Source organism: Rhodococcus sp. NPDC003382 (genome assembly GCF_053589135.1).
The window spans coordinates 91,190-116,923 of record NZ_JBSFRH010000008.1 but is presented as its reverse complement, the minus strand read 5'-3'; the positions used below and the strand labels follow the sequence as shown (position 1 = coordinate 116,923).

The following is a 25,734-nucleotide window of genomic DNA, read 5'->3' as shown; positions in this document are numbered from 1 at the left end:
CGGTGCTCAGGGGGAGGTCGCGAGGGCGGCGGCCAACCCGAACGCGACCGAGGTCGCGCACACCTCGAGCACCGCGTTGCGCAGCGACACTTCCGCGGTCGCGCGGTGCGCGGTCGCGGCGGGCACCCACGTGCGACGCCACCGCGCCCCCAGAGCCACCAGGCCGGCGAGGACCACGGTCTTGGCCAGCACGATGCGGCCGTAACCGGTGTCGACCAGCGCGGACAGCGAGCCCAGCCGCACCGCCGCGTCGATCACCCCGGTCGCGGCCAGCACCGCGACGCACCACGTCGCGAGCGTCGAATAGCGCGGCAGCAGCCTGGCCCACGCGCCCCGAGAGCGCACCGTCAGCGCGAGCGCGACCAGCACACCGACCCACAGACCGGCCGCGAGGACGTGCAACGCATCGAGCAGCGAACCCAGAGGCTGCTGCGACATGTGCCCGGACACCGGTCGCGCGATCAGCGCCGGCGCCGCCACCGCGAGCACCGGAGCCGTCGGCCACGACGCATCTCGCCGGTACGCGACGACCGCGACGACGGTGCACGCCGCGACACACCCGAACGCCGCGACCCCGATCCGCCCGGAGCCCACGGTCCCCGCGAACTGCGCGAACCGTGCGGTGTCGAGGCGGGGGACCGGCACACCGGCCACCGCCGCCGCCTCGAACACCAGCAGCGCGCCCTCGCACATCAGCCACACGCCGCCGAATGCGGCGATCGCCCGCCACAGATCGGCGGGCGCGACCGGGGGACGACGGTCGCCGCGGACGGCGACCCCGAGTGCGGCCAGGCCCAGCACGGTCACCCCGGCGCACAACGACAGGGCACGCACCCAGCTCGAACCCTGGGGCGCGGCCAGCAACCAGCCGGCGGCCACACCCGCGGTCGCGCCGACGACGGCACCGAGCAGCCATCGCCGGCGCGGCGGTACCACGGAGGTCAGGCCTTCGGCTTGCGCAGCGCGAACCACAGCCCGCCCGCGATCACCACGACCGCGGCCACGACGAACCACCACACCGCGACCCCGCCGCCGTCACCGTCGGCCGAGGTCGCGGCCGGGGTCTCCGGGGCTGCGGTGGCCGTGCCCGCGGCGGGAGCGCCGGGCGCGCCCGCCCCGTCCTGCGTGAGCGTGAACGTGCGGGTACCGCTGACCGGATGCCCGTCGGCGGAGGTCACCCGGAACGCGATGGTGTACACGCCGGCCGGACCCAGCTCGCCGACCTCGACGCCGACGGTCGCGCCGTCGACGACCGGATCGCCCTTCGACCACAGGTTCCCGTCGGGGCCGACGACGGTGAGCGCCGCGAACTGCTGCTGCATCGCCTCGTTGAACGTCACCGTCACCCGTACGGGTGCCTGCGCGATCTGCGCGCCGTCCTCCGGGTTGCTGGACAGGACGACGGCATGCGCCGACGCCGGTCCGGCGGTCATCACCAGGGCCGCGACCAGGGCGGCCAGGATCGTGAACAGGCGATTCATGAGCGCCGTCCCTTCAGTACCGCACCGAGGCCGAGTGCGGCGCCGAGCGCGCCGAGCACCAGGCCGATCCCGCCGAGCCAGCGGGCGGTGTCGTCGGTTGCAACCTCGGAGGTCGCGGTGGTTTCGGACGCCGCGGTGGCTACGACGGCGTGGCCGTCGCCGCTGCTCGCGGTGAGGGTCAGGCTCGGCGCAGGCTTCTCCGGCTCCGCGTCGCCGGTGGTCTCCTGATCCCACGCGACGACCTGACCGTCGCTGTAGGTCTGCACCGCCGGGAACGACACCGCGTCCTGTTCGGGCAGCGGCCCTGCGGACAGCAGGAACTGCTGGAACTGGCCGGGTCCGACGGCGACGCCGGGATCGGCGGTCCAGGTCACGGAGGTCGCCAGACCGGACGCCGGGTCCTTCGTGACGGTCGCGGTCCAGCCCGGCATCGGCTCGGTCCGCGCGGACTTCAGGCCGGGCAGCGTCACCGTCAGCGCGGTGGTTCCGGCCGTCTCGGACTCGGTGGGCACCCGGAACGTGAGCACCGTATAGCCGCCCTGGGTGGCGCCGGGTGCGACGACGCTGACGTGCGCGGAGGCGACGCCGGCCCCGGCGAACAGCATCGCAGCGGTAATGCCCGCGGCCGTGACGGCGCGGGTCGGAAGGGTCTTCATCTTCTGTACTTGGCTTTCTGATCGGAGAGGACGTGCGGTTCAGGCGACCGCGACGGGTGGTCCCCTCCGACGGATGCTCGGTGGTGGTCGCGCCTCGACGACGCAGCGCACCGCACCGCCCGGCACGACGCGCGCCGGAGCCTCCACCGGCACCGGGCCCGCCGACAGCACGGCGTGCACCACGCGGGTGATCGCCGCGTGCAGCCGTTCGGCGACGGTGAGCAGCCGGGCGCACCCGGCGACCGCGACCGCGTGCGCTGCCAGCATCAGCCACGACGGGTGGGCGTGCTCGGCCGGCACGGTCGCGAGGACGATGTGCGTGCCGGCCTGGCCGGCCGCGAGGAACACGGCCGTCGGCACCGCCGGTAGATGTGCGCCCGCGACACCGACGGCGGCGGCGACCGCGATGAGCAGCGCCGCACTCGGTCCCGTGGGAAGCCCGCCACCGGCCGCGGCGTGCGCGACGATCGCGAGTGCCGCCGTCAGGGCACCCGCGGTCGCACCGCGCAGAATCGGACCGGCAGCCATGGGATCGTCAGCGCACCCCGAGCCGCGCCAGCAGGTCGGCTTCGATGCCGTCGAGCTCGGCGGAGATCGCCGCGTGCGCCGAGCGGCGACGCGGGGCGGGCATCTGCTCGGCCGCACTGATCGCGGTCGTGAGATCGGTGAGCCGGGCCCGGGTGGCCTCGGCGAACTTGGCGGTTTCGGCGTCCTGCGGATGCTGCTCGACGATCTTGGCGACGGAATGTTCGGCGCCGGCGACGCGGGCGCTCAGTCGCGCGCCGTGCCCGGTGAACTCGCCGAGCTGGTCGATCGCGATGCCCATGCGCTGCGCCCGCCGGGCGTCGAGCTGCCCGCGCAGTGCGGTGACGGCCTGGTAGACCAGCGGTACCAGCACCGGCGCCAGCAGGCGTGCGACCCCGAGGTAGCGCCGCACCTTCGCGGCGGTGAAGCCCTGGGAGGCGGCGGCCTTCTCCTGCGCCTTGAGCGTGGCGATCTGCTGCTTCTCGATCCGGGTCTGCGACTTGACGAGCTCCCTGTCGACTTTGGCCTGTGCCTTCGCGGCGCGGCGGTCCCGTCGAGACTGGTTCTTTGCTCCGAGCTTCGCTTCGAGCGCGGCCTTGTGCTTCAGGGCCTTCGCTTCGGCCTTGCGGGTGGCGCGACGCTTCCGCCGTTTGAACAACGCCATCGAACAGCACCCTCCATTCGGTGTGACGGCGCAGCGGCGCCTGAAGAATCAGGCTGTCTGTGCCGGTGGTATCGGTTCACCTTAGGACGAATACCCTGGACGGTTGTGGATGCACCCATCGAAATGCGGCGATCGCCCGTTCTCATCGAGGCGAGCGCGCTGACGAGGTGCCGTCACCGGGTGTATCTGGACGCGGCGTTTCCCGAGGACTTGGCGGCGGCACCGGAGAACCCCGGAGCGAAACAGCGGCACGAGGCTGCCGCGGCGCATCGCGAATCGATCCGCAGGCAGCTGTTCGACGCCCAGCCCGGCTGGGTGCAGATCGCTGCCGACGGGCCCGCGTCCCGTCGGGCCGAGGACACGATCCGGGCGTGCCGAGCCGGCGTCGACCGGATCTGGGGTGCGGTGCTGCCCGCCGAGCCCGAAACAGGGCGGCGGGGCCGATCCGAGATCCTGCTGCGCGACACCGTGCGCGGCGGCTACATCCCGGTGATCGTCGTCAACCACAAGGTCACCGATCCGGGTCGGGGCGCGACCACGACCGGACTGTTCGCGTGGGAACCCGCGGTCGACGAGACCCGCAAGGTGCGCAGCCAGCTGCGCGACCAGATGCGGCTCGCGCAGCTGTACCGGATGCTCGAACGGCACGGGCTCGCCAGCCCGGCGCGGGTGGCGGGGGCGATCGGCTACGGCGGGGACTGCATCCTCGTGCACGACCTGTCCGAGGTGCTCGCCGACTACGACGAGCGGTTCGCGGACCGCATCGCGATCGCGCGTGGGGAGGTCGCGACCGAGCCGGCGCAGATCGGGGAGTGCCGGACCTGCCCGTGGTGGTCGCGGTGCCGGGAACAGCTGGTGCAGGCGCACGACGTGTCGCTGGTCGCGCCCGGCCAGCGCGCGACGGTGCTGCGGGAACTCGGTGTGCACACCGTCGACGAGTTGGCCCACTGGGACGGCGAGGAACCCGAGGTGTGGCCGCAGGGGTCGTTCGCGGACACCATCGTGACTGCAAAGGCGTGGCTGGTGGGTGCGCCCCTGGTGCGGCGATACGGGCACGTGCACGTGCACCGCGCCGACATCGAGGTCGACGTCGACATGGAGAGCTACCACGAGTTCGGTGCCTACCTGTGGGGGACGCTGCTGAACGTCGACGGTGAGTCGGCGTACCTGCCGTTCGCGACCTGGGATCCGGTGCCCACCGACGATGAGGCCCGCTCCTTCGGAGAGTTCTGGACGTGGCTCTCCGATCAACGCAAGGTCGCCGAGCGTCGTGGGAAAACGTTTGCCGCATACTGCTATTCGAGAACGGCCGAGGACAAGTGGCTGCTGGCGTCGGCGCGCCGGTTCTACGGGCGGCCCGGTGTGCCGAGTGAGGCGGAGGTCCGCGCGTTCATCGACTCGCCGCAGTGGGTCGACGTGTTCCAGGCCGTGACCGATCAGTTCGTGTGCCCGAACGGTAAGGGACTCAAGAAGATTGCGCCGCTGGCCGGACATCGGTGGCGCGACGAGGAAGCCGGTGGCGAGGCGTCGATGAGCTGGTATCGCGAGGCCGTCGGCTACGAGGGTCCGCCCGACCCGTCCCAGCGGCAGCGGCTGCTCGAGTACAACGAGGACGACGTCATCGCGACGAAGATCCTGCGTGAGTGGATGACCGACCGTGCAGTGCAAGAGATCCCGCACATCGACGACCTCTGAAGCCGCCGCGAGGCATGTGTCCGCCGAACGAATCAATTCCGCAGTGCGTGTGGTGGATTGTCGTCACATCGGGATAGATTGCTGTTCATGTGATTCGAGGTCGGTGCCGGGTGATCGACCGAAGTGGTTCCGGCGCTGAATTTTCTTATCCGACTGTGGATTCGGCCTGCAACAACGGAGGAAGAATATGCTGCGCACATCGTTGATCTCTGCCGCCCTTGTCGGCATCGCCGTCTTTGCGCCTGTTCATGTCGCGGTCGCGGCGCCGGTGACGCCTTCCCCGGTCGCGCCGGCGGCTGGTCCGTTGCCCTATCAGGCAACCACGATTTCCGGCCCGTGCTATCGCGACCCGGTAGCAATTCTGTGCCTGCTGTCCACGGGTTCGGCTTGGGTCGGCAGATAGGGCGTTGCGGCGCGCGCCGGACCAATCCTCCTGTCGCGGTGTTCCGGGCCTTCGGGCGGTTTCCTTCCCGCTGTACCCGGGTTCGTACCTGATGCCGTAGTAGTCTTCGGCAGACGCGCCGGGCCCGTCGTTCCTCTACGAAAGACTCGTCATGCTGCGTAAATCTCTACTTGTCGTCGCCCTCACCGCCGCTGTCGGTTTCGTGCCGACCGCCGCTGCGGCCGCGGCTCCCGCGCCCACGCCGGTCTCATCTGCCGTCGAATCGCTGCGTCATCCTGTGTATGCGTCGCCGGGGTGCGCGCCGGGTGCCGGTGGAACGGGATCGAGTAGCACGGCCGCATTCGCGCTATCGCTCCTGTGCGAGTTCGTTGTTCGGCTCGGAACGGGATCTGCCGATGCCCCCGGCGCATCGGTCGCGCCGACGGCGCAGGCCGCATACCGGCTCACCGCTGGTTACGGCGTCACCGATCCCGGTTCGCCGAGCCTGCTCGGTGTGCTGGCGACGGCGTCATCGATGCCGTTCACCGGCTCGACCAACATCACCGCACACCCGGGGCTTCCCAACGGCGGTGTCGGCGAATAGATGGTCCGGGTAACGGCGTCCGTCATCGGTGATGTGATCCTGCGTGAGTGGATGACCGACCGTGCAGTGCAAGAGATCCCGCACAGCGACGATCTCTGACCCTCACGACCGAGCGGCGGCTGCGAGGCGGATCATGGCGTCGACCACCGGCCGTCCGAACATGGGCGGGTCGTTGTGCCCGACCCCCGGCAGGACGACCTGTTCGACGAGGTGCGGCACCGCGTCGGCGACGCGCTCGCTCTGCGCGGGCGGGACGATCGTGTCCGCGGTGCCGTACACGACGGTGACGGGCACGCCGAGCCGGGCGACGGTCGCGGCGACCGGGAACCGGTCCCACAGCAGCATTGTCGGAAGAAGGGGGTAGTGGTGCCGCGCGACCGACGGCAGGTCGACGAACGGCGAGCGCAGCAGCAGACCCGCCGGTGGATACGCCGCGGCGAGTCCGGTCGCAACCCCGGTGCCGAGGCTTTCCCCGAGATACAGGAGCCGGTCGGGCGGAACGTTCTCGATCTCGACGAGATGGTTCCGTGCCGCCCGCGCGTCGAGTGCGAGGCCGTCCTCGGTGGGCCGGCCCGGATTGCCGCCGTAGCCGCGGTAGTCGACCAGCAGCGTCGCGAATCCCGCCAGGGACAGGGCTGCGGCGAGTGGCGCCCGGTCGAGTCGATTGCCGCCGTTCCCGGGAGCGAGCAGCACGGTGAAACCGGCGCCCGGGCCGGTGGGCTCGGCTGCCGGGACGAGCCAGGCGCCCAGTTCGAGACCGTCGTCCGTGGTGAGGCGGACGTCCCGGGCGCCCGGCAGCACCTCGGCTGCCGGGGGAGGCGTGGACGTGTCCGGCAGATAGATCAACCGCCGCTGACCGACCAACAGTGCGACGCCCGCCACTGCGATCACCGCGACGACGATCACGAGCACCCGCGCTGCTGTTCCGAGTGTCACGACTACGAGTGTGCCCCTTCCTCCGAACGAATCAACCTCGCCGTCGTGCGCCGTTTCGCCTGGCGAATGATCTTGCTCGGTGCATAGATTGGAGGCCGAACCGCATCGGGAAGGATGTCAGATGCTCCGCATAATTGTCACTGCCACTGTATTTTTCGCAGCCGCGACGGTGACCGTGGTTGGGGCAGCGGGTGTTTCGCGTGCCGGGTCACGCGTCGTGGACGCGTTGTCCTCCCGGTGGGATACCTACTCGCTGTACCCGGGCTCGTACCTCCTGCCCAGCTAGCTCCGGTGTGCCTTTGTGGCGGTTGGGGGCGCCACAAAGGCACACGGGCGGCGGAGCCGCCTAGCGCGGGGCCATGCGCAGCGCACCGTCCATGCGGATGGTCTCGCCGTTGAGGTAGTCGTGCTCGACGATCATCTGCACCAGCTGGGCGTACTCGGCGGGCTGGGCCAGGCGCGACGGGAACGGCACACCGGCCTCGAGGCCCTTGCGGTACTCCTCGGTGACACCGGCCAGCATCGGGGTGTCGACGATGCCGGGGGCGATCGTGTCGACGCGGATGCCGTACTGCGCGAGGTCGCGGGCGGCGGGGACGGTCATGCCGTGCACGCCACCCTTGGATGCGGAGTACGCGATCTGCCCGATCTGGCCCTCGAAGGCGGCGACGGACGCTGTGTTGACGATGACGCCGCGCTGCCCGGCGTCGTCGACCGGATCGGTCTTGGCGATGGCATCCGCGGTCAGGCGCATCACGTTGAACGTGCCCAGCAGGTTCACGGTGATGACCGTGCGGAACAGCTCGAGATCGTGCGGGCCGTTCTTCGACAGGATGCGGCCCGCCCAGCCGACACCCGCACAGTTGACGACGATGCGCAGCGGCACACCCGACTCGACGACCTTGTCGACCGCGGCCTGAACCTCATCGGCGCTGGTGACGTCCGTGGCGAGCATCGTGACGCCCTCGGGAGCCTTGCTGCCGACCCGCTCGATGGACTGGGCGAGATCGAGACCGAAGACGGTCGCGCCGGCGTCGGTGAGTCGCTTCGCGGTGGCTGCGCCGAGCCCGGACGCCGCACCGGTGACCAGTGCTGCGGTTCCCTGAATTTCCACTGCAGTACTCCTGTTCCGGCGGCCCCGTCGGCGCGCCTCGTCTGTGGTCGAACCCTAGCGCGGTGATCACCGACTCGAGGCGACCACAGACCCGAGAGTTCCTGCAGTTACGCGACGCCCTCGGCGACGGTGGTGTCGACCCGACCGAGCGCGCGACTGCGGCCACGCACCAGCAGCGCCGCACCGAGCCCGGCCGCGACGAGACACGCGACGGCGCCGAGCAGCAGTCCGGCGCGGCCGCCGAACTCTTCGCACACCCATCCGGCGAGCGGCCCGCCGATCGCGGTGGAACCGAGGAACGCCACGGACCACAGCGCCATGACCCGGCCACGCATCGTCGGGGCCGACGCGAGCTGCAACGAACTGTTCGTGGTCGCGGTGAACGATGCGCTCAGTGCACCGACCAGGACCATTGCGGCGATCATGAGCCCCAGGTTCGGTGCGGCCGCGGCGGCGGCCATGGCGACACCGAACGCGAGTGCGGTCACCACCAGGGGTTTGACGCCGGTGCGTCCCCACGTGGCGATCACGAGCCCGCCGACGACGGAACCGGCGCCCATCGCGGCGGTGAGGAAGCCGTAGCCACCGGCCCCGGCGGTGAGCACGTGTTCCGCGACGACGGGCAGCACGACCTGGAACTCGAACGCCAGGCAGCCGACGAGCGCCATCATGAGCAGCGGCACCGCGAGATCCGGGCTGCGCCGCACGTACGCCAGGCCCTCCCGTAGCTGACCGCGGGCGCGACCGGCCTGCGGGGACGGGTTGAGCTGCGAGACGTCGAGCCGCAGCAGCGACGCCACCACCGCGACGAAACTGGCCGCGTTGAGCAGGAAGCAGACACCGAGGCCGCCGGCGGCGATGACCAGGCCGGCCACGGCCGGTCCGATCATGCGCGAGCACGACGCCAGCACGGACTGCAGGCTCACGGCGTTGCGCAGGTCGTCGGGCCCGACCATCTCGAGCATGAACGACTGGCGGGCCGGGTTCTCGAAACACTGGTTGAGGCCGAGCAGCGTGGCGAGCACCCACACGTGCCACAGCCGGACGGTGCCGGTGACGGTGAGCAGGCCCAGGACCAGCGCCTGCAGCCCCATCATCGTCTGGAGCCCGATCATCAGCTTGCGCTTGTCCACCCGGTCTGCGACGACGCCGCCGTACGGGCCGAGCAGCAGCATCGGCACGGTCTGCAGCGCCAGGACGACGCCGATCGCGGTGCCGGAACCGGTCAGCTCCAGCACCAGCCAGGACTGGGCGACGGTCTGCATCCAGGTGCCCACGAGGGAGACGGCCTGGCCGGAGATGTAGCGGCGGAAATTCGCGCCGCGCATTGCTGCGAACGTCTGTCCGCGCAGGTCGGAGAGGGCTGTCACGGGCGGCACCCCGCGGAGACGGCCATGCTCTCGGCGAGGGCTTCGAGGGCAGGAAGCGCGCGGCGGATCGCGTCGGTGTGCTCGTCCGACAACCCGGCCAGGTTCTCGGCGAACAGAGCGGTCCGCACCTCGCGCAGGTGCAGGAAGCGCTCCCGCCCGGCCTCGGTGATGCCGGCCCTGATCACGCGTTTGTCGCCGGGGTCGGGGGAACGGGTGAGCAGGCCCGCGTCCTCGAGCTTGCCGAGCATCCGCGACAGCATGGTCGGGTTGATGCCCTCGATCTCGGCGAGTTCGCGAACCCCGATCTCACCGTGTCGCGCGACCGTGGACAGCAGCGAGAACTGGCTGCGGGTCAGGCCGTCCTCGCCGGACGACCGGCGGTCGACGCGGCGGGCGATCTTGCCGAACGTGAGGCGCAGCCGTGCGATCTCGTCGTCCTCGAAACGTGTGCTTGCGGAACTCACCGTCGCCTCCCGTATTAATTGCCTATCGGCAAGCATACTCCTGCGGGCAAGCCGGAACCGCCCGTTTCCAGCGGACGGTCCAGGGGAAGGGAGGGGTGCTACTACTCGACGGGCACGCGCGGCGCCTCCACCGCGCGACGGCGGACCGCGACGGCGCGGACGCCGGCGGCAACGACGGCGAGTGCGAGCGTCGCGCCACCGGCGACGAATCCGGCCGGGGTCTCGGGGGCCAGGCCCTCACCGAGCATCCAGGCGCCGAAGGCGAAGAACAACGCCGCGGCACCGAACTTGATTGCGTTCTCCGGCAGGTGCTTGCCGAGCAGCGCGCCGACGACCACGGCGAGTGCGTCGGCCGCGACCATGCCGATGGTCGATCCGATCCACACTCCGGCCCAGTTGTTGTCGGCGGCCAGCGTGATGGTGGCCAGCATGGTCTTGTCGCCGAGTTCGGCCAGGAAGAAGGCGGAGGTGACGGCCAGGAACGCGGACCGGGTCACGCGCGCGGCCTTGCTCTGCTCCTCCTCGTCGAGGGAATCGCCGCGCAGGGTCCACAGGCCGAAGAACACGAAGGCGACACCGCCGACGATCGCGAGGGCGGTGGACGGGATCGCGACCCCGAGATAGTGGCCGACGGCGACCGAGACGAGGTGCACGGCGGTGGTGGCGGCGAGGATGCCGGACAGGACGACCCACCAGCGATAGCGCAGCGCGAAGGTCATCGCCATGAGTTGGGACTTGTCGCCGAGTTCGGCGACGAAGATGACTGCGAAACTCAGGGCGATTGCGGTGATCATCGGGTTCGTTTCCTCCTGTCCGAATGGAGGAAACGGGCTTCCTCCGGACGCCGACGCGGGGTGCGTCGACGACCGAAGGTCTCGCCCACCGGAATCGAGGGATCCGGTTCACCCGGCCGGGCCGGAACCCCGAAGGGCCGTGCCAGTGTGTCGACCGAGCGATTGGGGGCTACTCCCCTTCGCTTCGGCAACGATAGCGTGTCGGCAACGAAATCGCAAAGGGCACACTAAGTTTGGCGACCCGAACTCGAGGATGTGGGCGACGGTCACGCCGCGAGCAGCATGGCCAGAATCGCGGTGTCGGGGTCGCTGTTGGGATCCACGCCGACCCTGCTGACCAGCGACGTCACCGTGCCGTCGGCCTCGGCCTCCACCCACGCGGCCCGGTGCTCGAGCCCCAAGTGCGGCAGACCCGGCAGCAGGACGCACCCCGACGCGACGCCCACGTTCTCGGGCAGCGACGGTGTCGTCTCCGACGGCGGGTGCAGCATGATCAGTGCCGGCGGTTGATGCTCCGCGAACCGTCCCGGTTCGACGGCCTCCTCGCCGAGCACCGGCCCCTCGGCGACCACCAGCCCGACCGTGCCCGGCGCCGGATCGTCCGGAAGTTCCTCGCGTACCCCGAAGACGGTGGATGTGGGCAGCAGGCCCGGGAGCGAGGCCACCCGTACCGTCATCGCCAGCAGCTGGGTCCACTCGCGGGTGGTCTCGGGCCAGCGTCCCGAGACGACGAAACCGCGCAGGGATCCGGCGGCCTGGAAGGCGGCGAGTTCGATTCTTTCGTGTCCGTTCATCCCGCAACCTCCCCATGTCGAAGTTGTGTCGGCGCGCAGCGCCACCGCTACACCTCGTTGGGTATATGAGAAGAATGACCGGATCCCGGCTGGCACACAAGGGGGACGGAGTGCCAGGGCCGCGGCCCGCGGACACGAAAGAGGGACGCCGGATCTCCGGCGTCCCTCTTTGCGCAGCGTGTGCGGGGTGACTAGACGATCAGACCGGCGGTCTGGGTGCGGGCGCGCTCGAAGCGGGCCTGCACGTCCGCCCAGTTGACGATGTTCCAGAAGGCCTTGACGTAGTCGGCCTTGACGTTCTGGTACTGCAGGTAGAAGGCGTGCTCCCACATGTCGAGCATGAGCAGCGGAACCAGGCCGATGGAGATGTTGCCCTGCTGATCGTAGAGCTGCACGATCTGCAGGCGCTGACCGATGGAATCCCAGGCCAGGATGGACCAGCCGGAGCCCTGGATGGAGTTCGCGTTGGCCGAGAAGTGATCGCGGAACTTGTCGAACGAACCGAAAGCGTCGTCGATGGCGGCGGCGAGCTCACCCTCCGGCTTGTCGCCACCCTCAGGCGAGAGGTTCTGCCAGAACACCGAGTGGTTGGTGTGGCCACCGAGGTGGAACGCGAGGTCCTTCTCGAGCTTGGTGGCCTGCGCGGCCATCGTGCCGTTGTCGCGGGCCTCGGCCAGCTTCTCCAGGGCCGTGTTGGCGCCGGCGACGTAGGTCGCGTGGTGCTTGCTGTGGTGCAGCTCCATGATCTTGGCGGAGATGTGCGGTTCGAGGGCCGCGTAGTCGTAGGGCAGTTCCGGAAGCGTGTACTCAGCCACGAAGGGTCCCTTCATCTGCGGGCCTGTTGGGCCCGTTCATGTTTTCGATACTTCTGGGTTTCCACCCAAACTCATAAGTACACCCTGCGCAACACTGGCCTGCACGCGGTTCCGGCATATCCGGCGCGCCGCCGTCGAGGGCTGTTGGGCGGCTCGGCACGGGACAAAGGTCTCTACCTGCGCAGATGGGGGCCGGATTCGGCACGACAGTAAACCGGACATTAACATTGCCGGATGTTTCGGCTACTCCCGAGCGACACGGCACGCGGCGGCGAAGCGCCTCGGGTCGAGTTCCCGGGCGTGAATCTGCTGAAGACACTCGCCGTACTCGCCGTCGTGTACTCGCACATCTCGTTCTATCTGATCGACGACCTCGGCACCGGCTGGTGGGGGATCGACCTCGTCTACGACGTGCTCGTCGACGGCGCGAAACTCAACCAGCACCTGTCGTTCCTCGGCGTCGCCGCCTTCATGATGCTGACCGGGATGCTCATCACCCGATCCGCGATCCGGCAGGACGCCCGCCCGTTCCTCATCGCCCGCGGCGCCCGGCTGCTGCCCGGATTCTGGGTCGCGATCCTCGCTGCGATCGTGCTCGTGCGTCTCGGCATCAACGGCATGTTCAGCGGGCAGACCGGCATCACCAACGGCGAGGCGGTGCTCAGCTTCTTCCTGGGCGGGTTCTTCCTGAAACCCGAGGTCGCGGTGCTCGGCGTGACCTGGACCCTCGCGGTGCAGGTGACGTTCTACCTCTACTGCGTGCTCGCGCGACCCCTGCTCCGAGCCGCGCCGATCGCGATGCCGACCCTCGGCGCCGCGGTGTGCATGCTGGTGATCTTCTACAACCTGTACGTCCCGCAGCCGTACGCGGTGCCGTTCCTGTCGAAGATCGCCGCGACCCTCCCGTGCGTCTTCCTCGGGCAGATCATCTACCTGGGGTGGGCGCGGCTGACGGGCGCCCGCGGACTCATCCTCGCGATGCTCGCGCAGGTGATGGTCGTCTGGATCGCCACCGACTACCAGGTGTACTGGGCCGGTTCCCGCTATCTGTGGACGATCGTCGTGGTCACCGCGACCGTCGTGTTGCTCGCCCGCTACGACGGCCGGATCGCCCGCTCCCGGATCGTGTACTGGACCGCGACCCGCAGCTTCGCGATCTACCTCCTGCACACGCTGGTGCTGTACCGCGTGTACGAGAACACCGTCGGGCACCTCGGCCGTACCGGGGCCGTCCTCGCGTTCGTGGTGGTCTGCGCGCTCGTGTCCGAGGCGCTCTACCGCTGCGTGGAGGTGCCGGCCGGGCGCTGGATCACCGATCGGTGGATCCGCCGCGTCCCGGCGGCCGACGGCGTGAGCGCGACCCCCGCCCACAGCGAATCCCGCGCGTAGCATCGGGACCATGTCCTGGTTCGACGAGATCCTCTCCCAAAAGGCCGCCAAATCCGTGATGGTCACCCGCGAGCAGGCACTGCCCGGACGACCCGACGCCATGTCCGTGCCCGACGCCCACTACGTCAACGGCCACCGCCTCACCCCGCCGTTCCCGGACGGTATGCAGACCGCCGTCGTCGGCATGGGGTGTTTCTGGGGAGCCGAGAAGGAATTCTGGGAACTCGACGGCGTGTACTCGACCGCCGCCGGCTATGCGGGCGGCTACACCCCCAACCCCACCTACGAGGAGGTCTGCTCGGGACGCACCGGGCACACCGAGGTGGTTCTCGTCGTGTTCGACCCGGAAGTGATCGGATACGCGCAGATCCTGCAACAGTTCTGGGAGAACCACGACCCGACGCAGGGCATGCGGCAGGGCAACGACCACGGCACCCAGTACCGGTCCGCGATCTACACGTTCGACGAATCGCAGATCGAGATCGCCGAGGCCACCGCGGAATCGTTCGGCAAGCGTCTGGCCGCTGCCGGATACGGCGCGATCACCACCGAGATCGCCCCGTTGACCCAGTTCTACTACGCCGAGGACTACCACCAGCAGTACCTGGCGAAGAACCCGAACGGCTACTGCCCGGTCCACGCGACCGGCGTCAGCTGCCCCGTCGGTCTCGGACTCTGACGATCCCCTTCCGACCTCGGGAGTCGGCCCTCGCACAGTCGCCTCGCGTGTGATATAAGGCCCATCCCCTTGCTCTTACCGGTCCGGCGGATCAATCTGGAATGAGCGAACTAGGGGGAAGGACCGGACTCGACATGGTGAACAGCACGGCGGCCTATCTACGAACGGCACGCCGATCCTCTCGACGCCGTAATCCTCTCGTGCGCCGCACCGATCGCATCGAGGCGCGGTTGACGGCCCTGCTCGCATTCCTCGTGGTCGCGATGATCCCGTTGGCGATATGGGCCGGGGCCGCAACCTGGGACACACAACTCGCGGTGTCGGCGCAGCAGACCGCGGAACGCACCCTGGTGACAGCAACGACCGCGGGTACTCCGACGACCGTCGCCGCCACCTACGGAGACTACGGAGTGTCCGACTCCGCGACGGTCCAGGCGTCGTGGCCGTGGGGCCGGGAGACACGGAACGGCACCATCCAGGTCGACTCCACCACCGCACCCGGCAGCCAGGTGCCGGTCTGGGTCGACGCCGACGGCAACCAGTCGCTGCCGCCGATGAGTGCCACGAGTGCCAAGGTATCCGCGGTGCTGGTGGGCGTGTCCGCGTGGGTCGGGACGGCGCTCGTCGCCGGTGGACTGTTCGCCGTCGCCCGCTGGCGCCTCGATCTCGCACGGACCCGCCAGTGGAGCCGGGACATCGAAATCTTCCTCGGCTCCACCAGCAGCCACTGACCTACCGGTGCCTCCCGTGAGCGGAGCTCCGGTGTTACCCGTGAGCGAAGCTCCGGTGCCTCCCGTGAGCGAAGCTCAGCGCACCGCCGGGAGCACTTCCTGCGCGACCAGCTCGAGGTGGTCGAGATCCGCGAGGTCGAGAACCTGCAGGTAGATCCGCTGCGTACCGATCTCGGCGTAGCGTCCGATCTTCTCGACGACCTCGGCCGGGGTGCCGGCCAGCCCGTTCTCACGCAGCTCGTCGACCTCACGCCCGATGCGTGCGGCGCGGCGCGCGATCTCGTTCTCGTCGCGACCGCAGCACAGCACCAGCGCGTTCGACCACACCATCTCCGCGGGGTCGCGGTGCACGGCGCGGCACGCGTTCCGCACCCCCTCGAACAGCCGCGCGGACTCCTCCGGCGACTCGAACGGGACGTTGAACTCGTCGGCGAAGCGGGCCGCGAGGGCAGGGGTGCGGCGCTTGCCCTTGCCGCCGATGATGATCGGCGGACCCGGACGCTGCGCGGGTTTCGCCAGAGCAGGCGATTCGAGGATCCGGTGGTGGGCGCCCTCGTACGAGAACGTCTTGCCGACCGGGGTCTCCCACAGGCCGGTGATCACGGAGAGGGATTCCTCGAGCTTGTCGAAACGCTCCTGCAGGGGCGGGAACGGGATGCCGTACGCGAGGTGCTCCTCCTCGTACCACCCGGCGCCGAGCCCGAAGTCGACGCGCCCGCCGCTCATGGCGTCGACCTGCGCGACGGTGATCGCGAGAGGTCCCGGATGCCGGAACGTCGCGGACGTGACGAGGGTGCCGAGCCGGATCGTCGAGGTTTCCCTGGCCAGCCCGGCCAGCGTGATCCACGCGTCGGTGGGGCCGGGCAGGCCCTTGCTGTTCATCGCGAGATAGTGGTCGGATCGGAAGAACGCGGCGTAGCCGAGCCGTTCGGCCGTCTGCGCGACGGCGAGGAGATCGGCGTAGGTGGCGCCCTGCTGGGGTTCGGTGAAGATCCGTAGTTCCATGGCCACGATCCTTTCAGTTCCGCGTGTACGTACGCGCGGCAGTTTCGAGTGCGCGCACCGCGCGGCGGGGCGCGCCCTCGTGGGTGATGGGAGGTGCCGGTGCGGCGCACGATGATTCGGACATGTCGAGGGACGGAGTGCGAAATGTGCTCGGCCCGAGCGAGGTAGGAGCTGTGAATTACTCCGAAAACTGGGGATGAACCTGTGGAAACTGTGGATAACTCCGTCGCCGTGGGGATTTCGTCATCGGTTCTGGTCGGGAATGTGGCCGGCCTGTAACAACTGTGTGACGCACCGGTGATGTAGCGCCGATCCGACGGCTGCGTCCCCGGAAGACGCGTGCCACTATTGACGATGTGAGCTTCTCCGATGTTCCCACCGTGTCGGTCGACGACGTCCCGGAGATCGGGGACGGCGTGGTGCTGTTGGATGTGCGCGAAGCCGACGAATGGGATCTCGGTCATGCCCCGGGCGCGCTCCACATCCCGGTCGCCGAGGTACCCGCCCGGATCGAGGACATCGACATCGACGCCGAGGTCTACGTCGTGTGCCGTCAGGGCGGCCGATCCGTGGGCGTCGTCGCGTACCTCAACAACATCGGGTTCGATGCGTTCCAGGTGAACGGCGGCATGGTGGCCTGGCAGCGCACCGGACGACCCCTGACCGCCGACGGCGACACTCCGGCGAAGATCTATTGATGCCCGCCTTCCAGATCTGTGTCCGTTGCGAACACCGCTGGCCGGTGGTGGGGCAGCCGCGCCAATGGTGCCCCGGCTGCCGCGGGCTGCTGCTCTCGCCCGTGGACCCGCAGCGTCCGGTGCCGCCGGCGCGCCGCAACTTCCGTTGGGTCGCCATCCCCTCCGCAGCCGGCACGCCGCCCGAGGCGCAGCCTCGCACGGGTGGGGCCGCGGCGCTCGGCGCCACGCCCCGCTACGACGACGTGCCGCGATGGGGTCTGCGTGACCGTCGCGCGGTCACCACCGTCGACGAACCGACCCGTGCCGAGAAGCTCGCCGAGATCGCCCCGACGCTCCTCGTCGCGACCGCGGTGCTGTTCGCGCTCGCGGCCCTCGCCGAAGCCGTCCGCTACGGGCTGCTGCTGTTCAACCGCACCCGCCTGGTCGATCCCGTCGCGCTGGCGCTGTCCGACGCCGCCGTCGGCTCCACCCAGGTGGTCGCGCCGCTGGTCGCGCTCGCGGCCGTCGTCGCAGCCGGGCTGCGGCTGGTCCGGGTGCGCGAGCGCGTGTACGCGGCACGCGGGTCGTCGGATCCGCGACCGCCCGCGCTGATCGTGCTGGGCTGCGTGATCCCGCTGGTCAACCTCGCGCTGCCGGGGGTGTACCTCACCGAGATCGCCGACGACGCCGGCCCGCGGCTGCGTCGCGCCGTCCGCACCTGGTGGATCCTGTGGGTCCTCGGCGGGGTGCTGGTCGTCGTGACCCTGCTGTGGCGGCAGCGCGACGCCCTGCAGGCCCGCGCCGACGGCGTCGTCCTGTCCGCGGTGACCGCCGCGGTCGCCGCGCTTGTCGCGGTCGCTGCACTGCACGTGCTGCGGTTGTTCGACGGCACCGACCTGCGCGGACGGCCGCTGAAGTACCGGCAGCTCACGGTCGCGACCGGTCCGGCGCACTCGCCGATCGCCCCGATCGAACCGGCCGGGCGGCGGTCCGATCCCGAGGAACCGGTTCTCGAGGAACCGGTCGAGGCCCCCGAGACCACCGAGCCCACGGAGTCGGCAGAGCAGCGGGAACACGCGAAGGTGGTGACGTCGTGAGCGAGAGCGAAAGGCCCCGCGTCGTCGCGCACCGGGGCGCGTCCGCAGCCAAACCCGAACACACCCTCGCCGCCTACGAGCTGGCGTTGCAGGAGGGCGCCGACGGACTCGAATGCGACGTGCGGCTCACCCGCGACGGACATCTGGTGTGCATCCACGACCGCACCATCGACCGCACGTCGTCGGGCACCGGCGTGGTCAGCGAGATGACGCTCGCCGAGCTGTCGGCCTTCGACTACGGCAAGCCCGGCGAACCGGCGTCGCTGCTGACCCTGCGGCAGCTCCTCGAACTTGTCCTGGACTGGACGAGCGTGCCGGTCAAGCTCTTCGTCGAGACGAAACACCCCGTGCGCTACGGCGGACTCGTCGAAGCGAAACTGCTGGCCGAGCTCGCGCGGTTCGGCCTCGCCACCCCGGCCTCCGCGGATTTCTCGCGGGTGGTGGTGATGTCGTTCGCGGCGAGCGCGGTGTGGCGGATCCGCCGGTCCGCGCCGCTGCTGCCCACCGTGCTGCTCGGCGACACCTCGCACTACCTGGGCGGCGGCGCCGCTACCACGGTCGGGGCGACCGCGATCGGACCGTCGATCGCGACGCTGCGCGAGCACCGGGACCTCGTGGACCGGGCTGCGGCGGCAGGTCGCGCGACCTACTGCTGGACGGTCGACGATCCGGCGGACGTGGAACTGTGCCGCGCGCTCGGCGTCGGCTGGGTCGCCACCAACCATCCGGGGCGCACCAAGCAGCTACTGGCGGTGCAGGACGGCGTGTAGGTTGGCGCGGTGGCCAAGAAGAGCAAGAGAAACAGTGGACCCAAGCCCGGCAGCAACCGCGCCGCCAAGCTCGAGCAGCGTCGCCTCGAACGTGAGGCGGCGTCGTCCTCGGTGACCCGTCCCTTCGAGGGTCTGGCCGCCGAATGCGACCTCGTCGCGCTGCGCGAGTTCGTGCCGTCGGCGCTCGTCGAACTGCCGCTGGTAACGCCCGTCGAGGGTCGCAGCCTCACCCTCGCGACGGTGCTGCCCGGCGCGGTCGCCGCGCTGGTCCGCAACGAGGGCGACGACGTCGCCGCCTACGTCGGTCTGCAGCTGGCCGCACCCGGACCGGACCCGGCCGCCGACCTCGGTGCCGCGATCGAGTGGGCACGGACCGCCGAGCCCGGCACCTCGCTGCAGGCCGCCGGGGCCGACGCCGACACCCCGCGCCTGCAGGATCTCGTCGTCACCGACGCGGTTCCGGCGATCACCGTCCACCAGGACTTCAACTGGTGGATCCCGGAGGGCGTCGAGGTCGCGGCGGACGTCGCGCACACCGTCTCGCACGCCAACGACGCGATCATGCCGTCGGCGCGGCTGTCCGGTGACGGCCTCGTCGCCGCCTGGTGGGTCGACGCCGGCGAGAAGGCGCACCTGCGGTGGGTGCGGCCCGAGGACGAGGACGCACTGATGGCGGCGCTGTCGCGGGTGCACGCCGCGGGCGGTCTGAACCTGGGTGAGGGATCGCGGTTCGCGGGATCGTTCCGCACGCACGGCCTGCTGGTTCCGGTGTTCGACCTGGATCCGGAGAAGCACCCCGACGAGTGGGTCGCGGCGACCGTCGAGTTGGGTGCCCGCCTCGACGAGGCGCTGGCCGTCGACGCACCGCTCACCGCGGCGGAGCGTCGTTCGCGGGACGGCCTGCGCGGCCGCCAGGTCACCCTGCGCTGATACTGCGGTCGGGCCGATACTGCTCCGAAACGACGCCGTCCGGCAGACCCGAATCGGTCTGCCGGACGGTGTCGTTTACAGGCGAACTCAGAGGTTGCCGCCGGCTGCAGCCGGAGCGTTCACCGGCGGGGCCGCGACCTTGCTGTTGATCTCGCGGGCCACGAACTCCTCGATGTGGAACAGGTTGTCCCGGGCGCGGTCGGCGACGGTGAGCAGCGTGTTCATGGTCGCGACCTCCTCGACCTGCTCCTTGAGGAACCACTGCATGAACTGCTCGCCGAGGTAGTCGCCGTCGTCGCGCGCGGTGCGGGCGAGCTCGACGATCTGCTCGGTGACCTTCTGCTCCTGCGACAGCGCGAGGGCGATGGCCTCGCGGGCGCTGTCGAACATCGACTGCACGGCGTCGACACCGGTCAGGTCGACCGCCATGTCCCGGTCCAGGAAGTACTGGACGATCATCATCGCGTGATTGCGCTCTTCGACGGACTGGGCGTAGAAGAGCTTGGCCAGCTGCGGCAGATCGGCATTGTCGAAGAAGACCGCGATCGCGATGTACTGATGCGAGGCGGTGAATTCGTTGCGGATCTGGTCATGAAGCAGCGAATGGAACTTGCTCTTGTTCATCGCACCCATGGTCGTCATGGCAACGACGTTAGTGCAGGTCAGAGGCTTGCGCATCCAATGGGAGCCTACGCTTATCAAGATCAGTATTGCCTTTGCTGGGTAATATGAGGCAAGCCTGAGTTTATTCCGAACCCATTTGTCAAGGGGTCGGCGAAAGCAATTCTGGAGGTATGGGCCGGTCTTCCGCAAGGGAATCGAAGAACGGGATTGCCCGCTCACGGTCCCACAACAGGACGTTGCCGGAACCGTCGACATCCTCGAAACCGCCGACCGGAACCGTCGCGGTCACCGTCTCCCCGCGCATCGCCCACGCCAGGCGCGCCAGGTTCCACAGGTGGGTGCCGTCGTCGACCTCGAGGGTCGCGGTCGCCCCCGAGGCGAGCGACCACAACCGGAACGGATTGAGCATCGTGCCGAGCCCGGTCGCCTTGCTCAGCAGGGCCGACATGAACAGGCGCTGATTGTTCATGCGATCCAGGTCGGCGAGGGGCGTCGCGCGGGTGCGGACGAACCCGAGCGCCTCGGGGCCGGACAGTTCCTGGCATCCGGGTTGCAGGTTGATCCCGGCCAGCGGGTCGTCGATCGGGTACGGCACGCAGATGTCGACGCCGCCGAGCGCGTCGACGATCGATGCGAACCCGCCGAACCCGATCTCGACGTAGTGGTCGATGTGCACACCGGTCGCGCCCTCGACGGTCTGCGTCAGCAGCGTCGGGCCGCCGACCGCGAACGACGCGTTCAGTTTGTCCTGCCCGTATCCGGGGATCGACACGTACGAGTCGCGGGGCAGGCTCACCATCGTCGTGGCGCCTCCGCCCTCCGGCACGTGCATGAGGATGATCGTGTCGGTGCGCTCGGGCCCGACGTCACCACCGGTGGCCAGTTCCTGTTCCTGCTCGGCGGTCAGCCCGGTGCGGCTGTCCGATCCGACGAGCAGCCAGTTCGTGCCGGGGGTGTCCGCGACCCGGTCCGGATAGGCCGCGAGCGCGTCGATGCGGGTGAGCTTGCCGTCGAGGTGGACCACCCCGGCGATCGTCAGGACGAGCAGCGCGACCACCGCGAGGGCGATGCGTCGCGTCCACCGGGGGAAGGCTCCTGGCCGGCGCCTGCGCGGGGCGGGTTCCGGAGCGGGCCGAGGCCGGCGCGGCGGGGCACCCGGGGGCGGTCCGGCCGGGGGAGCCGGTGCGCGGCGCTGCTGCCGCGGATCGGGTCGCTGCGTGTCGGTGAAGCGTTGCGGGGTCTGCGTCGGTGCCCAATCGCGGGACTGCTGACGCTCTTGCTGTTGCTGCGGGGGTCGCGGCGGTGGTGCCGTCGGGCGGCGGGCCGCGGGCTGCCGATAGGCCGGGTTCGGTGCCTGTGACCAGGCCTGTTGCGGTGCGGGACGACCGTCGCGGCGGATGATCTGCGGACCTTCGGGCGGCGGGCCGGGCTGCGCGTGCGGGGGTGGGGGTACGGGACGGCGAAGCGGCGGCCCCTGCGGCGGCCGCGGCCGATACCGGGGGTCGGGACGGTCGCCGTTCACGCGTCAACTGTACGTTCCGCGGTCGCCGGAACCCGAGGGCACGGGGATCCGCCGACGAGAAAGACAGCAGCGCGCGGCGGGCAGCGCGCTGCTGTCTGCGCGCCGCGCGGCTGCCTCACGGCAGCCAGGACACGTGCCCGCGCAGCGCCTGATACCCGACGAACGCGACCGAGTCGATCAGCGCGTGCGCGATCACCAGCGGCCACAGCCGCGACGTCTTCTGCCAGAACCGGCCGAAGATCAGACCCATGACGAAGTTCCCGACACCGCCGCCGAGCCCCTGATACAGGTGGTAGCTGCCGCGCAGCAGCGCCGACGCGACCAGGGACCGGTTCTCGGACCAGCCGAGCTGCCGCAGCCGGGTGATCAGATACGCGACGACCAGCACCTCCTCGGCCGCCGAGTTGGCGATCGCCCACAGCACCAGCGCCGGCAGCCGCCACCAGTAGTCCTCGAGGGTGCTCGGCGCGACCGTCAGATTCAGGCCCATCGCGCGCGCCGCGAGATACAGGCCCAGACCCGGGATGCCGATCAGCGCGGCCAGCCCGACACCGGGCAGCACGTCGCGGCGCACGTGCGGCCGCGCGAACCCGATGAGCTTCGGTCCGATTCCGCTGCGCCACAACAGGTAGACGCCCAGCGCCGCCCACGCCAGCAGCCGCACGATGCCGAGGAGCTGGCGGGCCAGATCGATGAGCTGCTGCGACGACCGCGGCACGTTCAGCGCGACCGTCTGCTCCGACAACGGCGCCGGGGCGAGCGCGGATTCGAGCAGCGACAGGATCGACGACACCCCGCTGAGCCCGAACGTGACCAGCAGGACGATCGTGATCTCGATCCACAGCGCCCGGCGCTCCGTAGCGCTCAGCGGTGTCTCCGGATTCCGGGGTGCGGGGGAGAGCCAGTCGCGGATCGTCGTCGTCACCGCAGCGATTGTGCCGCACGCGCGCCGGATGCGGTCACCAGAAGTCGAGCGCCTCGGCGATCGCGATGGACTGCGCGTGCGTCGGCCGCTGTGCGCCGTCGATCGCATAGATCGTGTTGCCGACGGTCGCGACGACGAGCCCGTGCCGTGCGGTGCCCATCGGGGCGAGTTCGGTCCACATGCCGGTCGCGATGTCGTACGCCTCGACCTCGGAGAGGACGCGGGTGGGTTCTTCGCCGCCGATGGCGACGATGCGGCCGTCGAGGTAGGCGGCGCCGAGGCCGCCGCGGGGGGTGGGCATGTCGGGCAGACGGGTCCAGGTGTCGGTCGCGGGATCGTAGCGTTCGACGGTGGCCGTGTTCTTGTCGGAGGAGAGGTTCCGGCCGCCGATGACGTAGGCGTAGGTGCCGTCGGTGGTGGCGGCGAGGTGTTCGCGCGGGGTCGGCAGGTCGGCGACGGTGGTCCAGGAGTTGCCGTCGAAGACGTCGGTGGCGGCGACGAGCTGGTTGTCGGCCTGTCCGCCGAAGACGTAGATCTTGTCGCCGATGGTCACGGCGGCGCCCGCAGCTCGAGCTTGCGGCATGGGCGGCAGGTCGACCCATTCCCCGTCGCGCAGGGCGAACACCCGATCCGACGGATGCGCGGTCAGATTGGGACCCTCCGGTTCCCACCCGCCGAGCACCACCAGCTCGCCGTTGTATTCCACGGCCATCGGATGGTTCAGCGGCGCCGGCAGATCCGGCCCCGCCTTCCACGTGTCGATCGCCGGGTCGTAACCCTCGACCTTCCCGGTGGAGCCGTTGTTGCCCAGCCCGCCGAGCACCCACACGGTGCCGTCGGCGACGGTCGTCGCGGTCTGCTGACGCGGGGTCGGGGCGTCGCGCAGCCGGCGCCACGCCGGACCGGGCTGGATCTGCCGCGGCGGGATCTGCAGAGCCTCGTTCACCGCGGTGGACTCGGCGTGCGTGGGTTCGGTCGCGCCGTCGATCGCGTAGAGCGTGTCCCCGACCGCTCCGAGTGCCAGGCCGTGCCGCGGGGTGGCCAGCTCGGGCAGTTCCGCCCACGTGCCCGTGCTCACGTCGTACGCCTCGACCTGGCCGAGGACTCGGGTGGGTTCTTCACCGCCCGCGGCGACGATGCGGCCGTCGAGATAGGTGGCGCCGAGGCCGCCGCGGGGGGTGGGCATGTCGGGCAGGCGGGTCCAGGTATCGGTGGCGGGGTCGTAACGTTCGAGCGCGGCGGTGTTCTTGTCGGAGGAGAGGTTCCGGCCGCCGATGGCGTAGGCGTAGGTGCCGTCGGTGGTGGCGGCGAGGTGTTCGCGGGGGGTCGGCAGGTCGGCGACGGTGGTCCAGGAGGTGCCGTCGAAGACGTCGGTGGGGGCGACGAGCTGGTTGTCGGCCTGTCCGCCGAAGACGTAGATCTTGTCGCCGATGGTGACGGCGGCTCCCGCGGCGCGCGGGTGGGGCATGGGTGGCATCTCGACCCACTGGCCGTTGCGGACCGCGAAGACCCGATCGGACGTCGTCGCGGTGAGGTTCGGCCCGTCGGGAATCCAGCCGCCGAGCACGACGGGCACGCCGTCCCAGGTCACCGCCATCGCGTGATTGAGCGGAACCGGCATGTCGGGGCCGGTCTTCCAGGTGTCGATCGCCGGGTCGTAGCCCTCGTGTGCGGCCGAGGCGCCCTCGTCGTCGAGTCCGCCGAACACCCACACGGTGCCGTCGGCGACGGTCGTCGCGGTCTGCTGACGCGGGGTCGGGGCATCGCGCAGCGCCCGCCACTGCGCGGTCGGCGGCAGTTCGAGGGTGTTCTCGCCGCCCGCCGCGGCCGTGTCGGAACCGTTCGGCGGACGCGTCACCAGGTAGAGACCGGTCCCGGCGACCGCGAGGAACAGCACGGCGAGCACGGCGATCACGGCGCGCAGCGACACCCGCCCCGACGATGCGTCCGCACCGGTCGGCGCAGGCGCGGCCGGGCCGCTCGGGTGCGGGGTGGCAGGACCACTCGGGCCACTCGGGCCACTCGGGCCGCTCGGACCACTCGGGCCGCTCGGGCCGCTCGGGTGCGGAGTGACCGGAGGTAGCGGCGGTGGTGTCGACGACCCGTTCCGGATGCGCACCGCGGTGGCGGTGTCGGCTGCCGGCGCACCCTTCAGGGTCGGCTGATCGTGCTGACGGTGATCGCCGGGCAGGGCCATCTCGTCGACGTGCCGTCCGTGCCGGGCCTGGATCTCCTGCAGTTCCCGGCCGAACTCGGCGGCGGTCGACGGGCGGGCCGCCGGATCGGCCGACATCGCGTGTTCGAGCGCGGCGCACACGTCGTCGGGGATGCCCTGCGGCCGCAGGTCGGGGATGGGCTGGCTGCTGATGCGCAGGAACTGCGCGACGATCTCCTCACCGGTGCGGCGTTCGAACGCGGCACGGCCGGTCAGCATCGCGAACATCGCCGCCCCGAGCCCGTACACGTCGGAATTGGGTGTCGGAGGCTTGCCCTCGAGCACTTCGGGGGCGGTGAACGCGAGCGATCCGGTGAACGCACCTGTCGCGGTCTCGAATCCGCCGGCGATCCGCGCGATGCCGAAGTCGGTGAGCTGCGGCTCGCCGTACTCGGTCATAAGGATGTTCCCGGGTTTCACGTCGCGGTGCAGCGTGCCCGAGTGATGGGCGGTTTCCAGGGCTCCGGCGAGTTTGACGCCGACGCGCACCACCTCCGGCCACGGCAACGGCCCGTCGCGCCGCACCTTCACCGCCAGCGAATCGTTGGGGTGATAGGGCATCACGATGTACGGCCGGCCGCTCGAGGTCACCCCGACCTGGAGGATGTTGACGATGTTGGGATGGCCGGACAGCCTGCCCATCGCGTAGCCCTCGCGCAGGAACCGCTCCCGGTTCTCGACGTCGAGGTCGGAGGAGAGCACCTTGATCGCGACCGTCCGTCCGAGCGAGCGTTGCTTGCATCGGTAGACGACACCGAAACCGCCGCGTCCCACGACCAGCGCGTCGTCGAATCCCGCGGCAGCCAGCTCCGCGGTGATTCCCTGACCCGCCGGGCGGGTCGCTTCCGGATCGAAATCGGCCATCGGCCCAGGCTT

26 protein-coding genes are annotated in these 25,734 nt (G+C 70.1%); 9 read left to right on the top strand and 17 right to left on the bottom strand.

Features of this window, described 5'->3' with window-relative positions; translation table 11 throughout:
- Window positions 1–6: 6 nt before the first annotated feature.
- From ACWDUD_RS08380 to ACWDUD_RS08360, 5 genes are read right to left on the bottom strand one after another with little or no spacing between them, the layout of a single operon-like run.
- Window positions 7–936 (bottom strand): copper resistance D family protein, encoded by a 930-nt coding sequence (locus tag ACWDUD_RS08380; RefSeq protein ID WP_450109026.1) that lies wholly within the window; start codon window positions 934–936, stop codon window positions 7–9.
- Between the two features lie 5 nt (window positions 937–941).
- Window positions 942–1,481 carry a copper resistance CopC family protein gene (locus ACWDUD_RS08375; protein ID WP_450109025.1) on the bottom strand — a complete coding sequence of 180 codons (540 nt, stop codon included), beginning with the start codon at window positions 1,479–1,481 and terminating at the stop codon, window positions 942–944.
- Window positions 1,478–2,137 carry a YcnI family copper-binding membrane protein gene (locus tag ACWDUD_RS08370; protein ID WP_450109024.1) on the bottom strand — a complete coding sequence of 220 codons (660 nt, stop codon included), beginning with the start codon at window positions 2,135–2,137 and terminating at the stop codon, window positions 1,478–1,480. The genes ACWDUD_RS08375 and ACWDUD_RS08370 overlap by 4 nt, the downstream gene beginning before the upstream one ends.
- A gap of 39 nt (window positions 2,138–2,176) precedes the next feature.
- A complete protein-coding gene (locus tag ACWDUD_RS08365) occupies window positions 2,177–2,665 on the bottom strand; it encodes a hypothetical protein (protein ID WP_450109023.1) in 489 nt (162 codons plus the stop codon).
- Between the two features lie 7 nt (window positions 2,666–2,672).
- On the bottom strand, window positions 2,673–3,326 hold the full coding sequence (locus ACWDUD_RS08360; RefSeq protein ID WP_450109022.1) for a DUF6474 family protein: 654 nt from the start codon (window positions 3,324–3,326) through the stop codon (window positions 2,673–2,675).
- Between the two features lie 123 nt (window positions 3,327–3,449).
- Here ACWDUD_RS08360 and ACWDUD_RS08355 point away from each other — a divergent pair, with 123 nt between their 5' ends.
- Together ACWDUD_RS08355 and ACWDUD_RS08350 are read left to right on the top strand one after the other, a co-directional pair.
- Window positions 3,450–5,021, top strand: coding sequence for a TM0106 family RecB-like putative nuclease (locus ACWDUD_RS08355; RefSeq protein WP_450109069.1), 1,572 nt, complete (start codon window positions 3,450–3,452; stop codon window positions 5,019–5,021).
- Between the two features lie 554 nt (window positions 5,022–5,575).
- Entirely contained in the window at window positions 5,576–6,007 is a 432-nt protein-coding gene (locus ACWDUD_RS08350; protein WP_450109021.1) for a hypothetical protein, read from the top strand.
- A gap of 102 nt (window positions 6,008–6,109) precedes the next feature.
- Here ACWDUD_RS08350 and ACWDUD_RS08345 read toward each other — a convergent pair whose 3' ends face one another.
- The 7 genes from ACWDUD_RS08345 to ACWDUD_RS08315 form a co-directional block, all read right to left on the bottom strand.
- The gene (locus ACWDUD_RS08345; RefSeq protein ID WP_450109020.1) at window positions 6,110–6,943 is read right to left on the bottom strand and encodes an alpha/beta hydrolase; all 834 of its coding nucleotides are present in this window, start codon (window positions 6,941–6,943) and stop codon (window positions 6,110–6,112) included.
- 346 nt (window positions 6,944–7,289) lie between these two features.
- Window positions 7,290–8,057 (bottom strand): SDR family NAD(P)-dependent oxidoreductase, encoded by a 768-nt coding sequence (locus tag ACWDUD_RS08340; RefSeq protein ID WP_450109019.1) that lies wholly within the window; start codon window positions 8,055–8,057, stop codon window positions 7,290–7,292.
- A 107-nt stretch (window positions 8,058–8,164) separates the two neighbouring features.
- Window positions 8,165–9,427 (bottom strand): MFS transporter, encoded by a 1,263-nt coding sequence (locus ACWDUD_RS08335; protein WP_450109018.1) that lies wholly within the window; start codon window positions 9,425–9,427, stop codon window positions 8,165–8,167.
- Window positions 9,424–9,891 (bottom strand): MarR family winged helix-turn-helix transcriptional regulator, encoded by a 468-nt coding sequence (locus ACWDUD_RS08330; protein WP_450109017.1) that lies wholly within the window; start codon window positions 9,889–9,891, stop codon window positions 9,424–9,426. Before ACWDUD_RS08330 ends, ACWDUD_RS08335 begins: the two co-directional genes overlap by 4 nt.
- A gap of 101 nt (window positions 9,892–9,992) precedes the next feature.
- Complete coding sequence (locus ACWDUD_RS08325) at window positions 9,993–10,685, bottom strand: TMEM165/GDT1 family protein (RefSeq protein ID WP_450109016.1); 693 nt, start codon at window positions 10,683–10,685, stop codon at window positions 9,993–9,995.
- Between the two features lie 266 nt (window positions 10,686–10,951).
- The gene (locus ACWDUD_RS08320; RefSeq protein WP_197252966.1) at window positions 10,952–11,479 is read right to left on the bottom strand and encodes a peptidase; all 528 of its coding nucleotides are present in this window, start codon (window positions 11,477–11,479) and stop codon (window positions 10,952–10,954) included.
- Window positions 11,480–11,670: 191 nt separating this feature from the next.
- Window positions 11,671–12,294 (bottom strand): superoxide dismutase, encoded by a 624-nt coding sequence (locus ACWDUD_RS08315; protein ID WP_068164327.1) that lies wholly within the window; start codon window positions 12,292–12,294, stop codon window positions 11,671–11,673.
- Between the two features lie 234 nt (window positions 12,295–12,528).
- Here ACWDUD_RS08315 and ACWDUD_RS08310 point away from each other — a divergent pair, with 234 nt between their 5' ends.
- The 3 genes from ACWDUD_RS08310 to ACWDUD_RS08300 all read left to right on the top strand — a co-directional run bounded on the left by ACWDUD_RS08310 (window position 12,529) and on the right by ACWDUD_RS08300 (window position 15,093).
- On the top strand, window positions 12,529–13,683 hold the full coding sequence (locus ACWDUD_RS08310; RefSeq protein WP_450109015.1) for an acyltransferase family protein: 1,155 nt from the start codon (window positions 12,529–12,531) through the stop codon (window positions 13,681–13,683).
- Window positions 13,684–13,693: 10 nt separating this feature from the next.
- Complete coding sequence (msrA, locus tag ACWDUD_RS08305) at window positions 13,694–14,362, top strand: peptide-methionine (S)-S-oxide reductase MsrA (protein ID WP_450109014.1); 669 nt, start codon at window positions 13,694–13,696, stop codon at window positions 14,360–14,362.
- A gap of 101 nt (window positions 14,363–14,463) precedes the next feature.
- Window positions 14,464–15,093 (top strand): Rv1733c family protein, encoded by a 630-nt coding sequence (locus tag ACWDUD_RS08300; protein ID WP_450109013.1) that lies wholly within the window; start codon window positions 14,464–14,466, stop codon window positions 15,091–15,093.
- Between the two features lie 75 nt (window positions 15,094–15,168).
- Here ACWDUD_RS08300 and ACWDUD_RS08295 read toward each other — a convergent pair whose 3' ends face one another.
- Window positions 15,169–16,098 (bottom strand): LLM class F420-dependent oxidoreductase, encoded by a 930-nt coding sequence (locus tag ACWDUD_RS08295; RefSeq protein WP_450109012.1) that lies wholly within the window; start codon window positions 16,096–16,098, stop codon window positions 15,169–15,171.
- A 356-nt stretch (window positions 16,099–16,454) separates the two neighbouring features.
- Between ACWDUD_RS08295 and ACWDUD_RS08290 the strand changes: the two genes are divergently transcribed.
- Genes ACWDUD_RS08290 through ACWDUD_RS08275 form a run of 4 tightly spaced genes read left to right on the top strand, consistent with a single transcriptional unit; the run spans window position 16,455 to window position 19,572 of the window.
- Complete coding sequence (locus ACWDUD_RS08290; protein ID WP_450109011.1) at window positions 16,455–16,796, top strand: rhodanese-like domain-containing protein; 342 nt, start codon at window positions 16,455–16,457, stop codon at window positions 16,794–16,796.
- A complete protein-coding gene (locus tag ACWDUD_RS08285) occupies window positions 16,796–17,872 on the top strand; it encodes a DUF4328 domain-containing protein (RefSeq protein ID WP_450109010.1) in 1,077 nt (358 codons plus the stop codon). The genes ACWDUD_RS08290 and ACWDUD_RS08285 overlap by 1 nt, the downstream gene beginning before the upstream one ends.
- Window positions 17,869–18,642, top strand: coding sequence for a glycerophosphodiester phosphodiesterase (locus ACWDUD_RS08280; RefSeq protein WP_450109009.1), 774 nt, complete (start codon window positions 17,869–17,871; stop codon window positions 18,640–18,642). The genes ACWDUD_RS08285 and ACWDUD_RS08280 overlap by 4 nt, the downstream gene beginning before the upstream one ends.
- 9 nt (window positions 18,643–18,651) lie before the next feature.
- A complete protein-coding gene (locus tag ACWDUD_RS08275) occupies window positions 18,652–19,572 on the top strand; it encodes a DUF5926 family protein (RefSeq protein WP_450109008.1) in 921 nt (306 codons plus the stop codon).
- 87 nt (window positions 19,573–19,659) lie between these two features.
- On the opposite strand, the gene ACWDUD_RS08270 is transcribed toward ACWDUD_RS08275, so the two are convergent.
- The 4 genes from ACWDUD_RS08270 to ACWDUD_RS08255 all read right to left on the bottom strand — a co-directional run bounded on the left by ACWDUD_RS08270 (window position 19,660) and on the right by ACWDUD_RS08255 (window position 25,722).
- Window positions 19,660–20,214: a ferritin gene (locus ACWDUD_RS08270; RefSeq protein ID WP_450109007.1), complete on the bottom strand. Its 555-nt coding sequence runs from the start codon at window positions 20,212–20,214 to the stop codon at window positions 19,660–19,662.
- A 121-nt stretch (window positions 20,215–20,335) separates the two neighbouring features.
- The gene (locus tag ACWDUD_RS08265; protein ID WP_450109068.1) at window positions 20,336–21,598 is read right to left on the bottom strand and encodes an LCP family protein; all 1,263 of its coding nucleotides are present in this window, start codon (window positions 21,596–21,598) and stop codon (window positions 20,336–20,338) included.
- A 235-nt stretch (window positions 21,599–21,833) separates the two neighbouring features.
- Window positions 21,834–22,643 carry a CPBP family intramembrane glutamic endopeptidase gene (locus tag ACWDUD_RS08260; RefSeq protein WP_450109006.1) on the bottom strand — a complete coding sequence of 270 codons (810 nt, stop codon included), beginning with the start codon at window positions 22,641–22,643 and terminating at the stop codon, window positions 21,834–21,836.
- Window positions 22,644–22,677: 34 nt separating this feature from the next.
- Window positions 22,678–25,722 (bottom strand): Kelch repeat-containing protein, encoded by a 3,045-nt coding sequence (locus ACWDUD_RS08255; RefSeq protein WP_450109005.1) that lies wholly within the window; start codon window positions 25,720–25,722, stop codon window positions 22,678–22,680.
- Between the last annotated feature and the right edge of the window lie 12 nt (window positions 25,723–25,734).

What these genes read in the sequence shown, in the direction of transcription:
- ACWDUD_RS08255 (WP_450109005.1), bottom strand. Translation starts at nt 25,722, where the DNA reads ATGGCCGATTTCGATCCGGAAGCGACCCGCCCGGCGGGTCAGGGAATC.
- ACWDUD_RS08370 (WP_450109024.1), bottom strand. Translation starts at nt 2,137, where the DNA reads ATGAAGACCCTTCCGACCCGCGCCGTCACGGCCGCGGGCATTACCGCT.
- ACWDUD_RS08355 (WP_450109069.1), top strand. Translation starts at nt 3,450, where the DNA reads ATGCGGCGATCGCCCGTTCTCATCGAGGCGAGCGCGCTGACGAGGTGC.
- ACWDUD_RS08360 (WP_450109022.1), bottom strand. Translation starts at nt 3,326, where the DNA reads ATGGCGTTGTTCAAACGGCGGAAGCGTCGCGCCACCCGCAAGGCCGAA.
- ACWDUD_RS08285 (WP_450109010.1), top strand. Translation starts at nt 16,796, where the DNA reads ATGCCCGCCTTCCAGATCTGTGTCCGTTGCGAACACCGCTGGCCGGTG.
- ACWDUD_RS08270 (WP_450109007.1), bottom strand. Translation starts at nt 20,214, where the DNA reads ATGACGACCATGGGTGCGATGAACAAGAGCAAGTTCCATTCGCTGCTT.
- ACWDUD_RS08320 (WP_197252966.1), bottom strand. Translation starts at nt 11,479, where the DNA reads ATGAACGGACACGAAAGAATCGAACTCGCCGCCTTCCAGGCCGCCGGA.
- ACWDUD_RS08375 (WP_450109025.1), bottom strand. Translation starts at nt 1,481, where the DNA reads ATGAATCGCCTGTTCACGATCCTGGCCGCCCTGGTCGCGGCCCTGGTG.
- ACWDUD_RS08300 (WP_450109013.1), top strand. Translation starts at nt 14,464, where the DNA reads ATGAGCGAACTAGGGGGAAGGACCGGACTCGACATGGTGAACAGCACG.
- ACWDUD_RS08310 (WP_450109015.1), top strand. Translation starts at nt 12,529, where the DNA reads ATGTTTCGGCTACTCCCGAGCGACACGGCACGCGGCGGCGAAGCGCCT.
- ACWDUD_RS08350 (WP_450109021.1), top strand. Translation starts at nt 5,576, where the DNA reads ATGCTGCGTAAATCTCTACTTGTCGTCGCCCTCACCGCCGCTGTCGGT.
- ACWDUD_RS08325 (WP_450109016.1), bottom strand. Translation starts at nt 10,685, where the DNA reads ATGATCACCGCAATCGCCCTGAGTTTCGCAGTCATCTTCGTCGCCGAA.
- ACWDUD_RS08365 (WP_450109023.1), bottom strand. Translation starts at nt 2,665, where the DNA reads ATGGCTGCCGGTCCGATTCTGCGCGGTGCGACCGCGGGTGCCCTGACG.
- ACWDUD_RS08295 (WP_450109012.1), bottom strand. Translation starts at nt 16,098, where the DNA reads ATGGAACTACGGATCTTCACCGAACCCCAGCAGGGCGCCACCTACGCC.
- msrA (WP_450109014.1), top strand. Translation starts at nt 13,694, where the DNA reads ATGTCCTGGTTCGACGAGATCCTCTCCCAAAAGGCCGCCAAATCCGTG.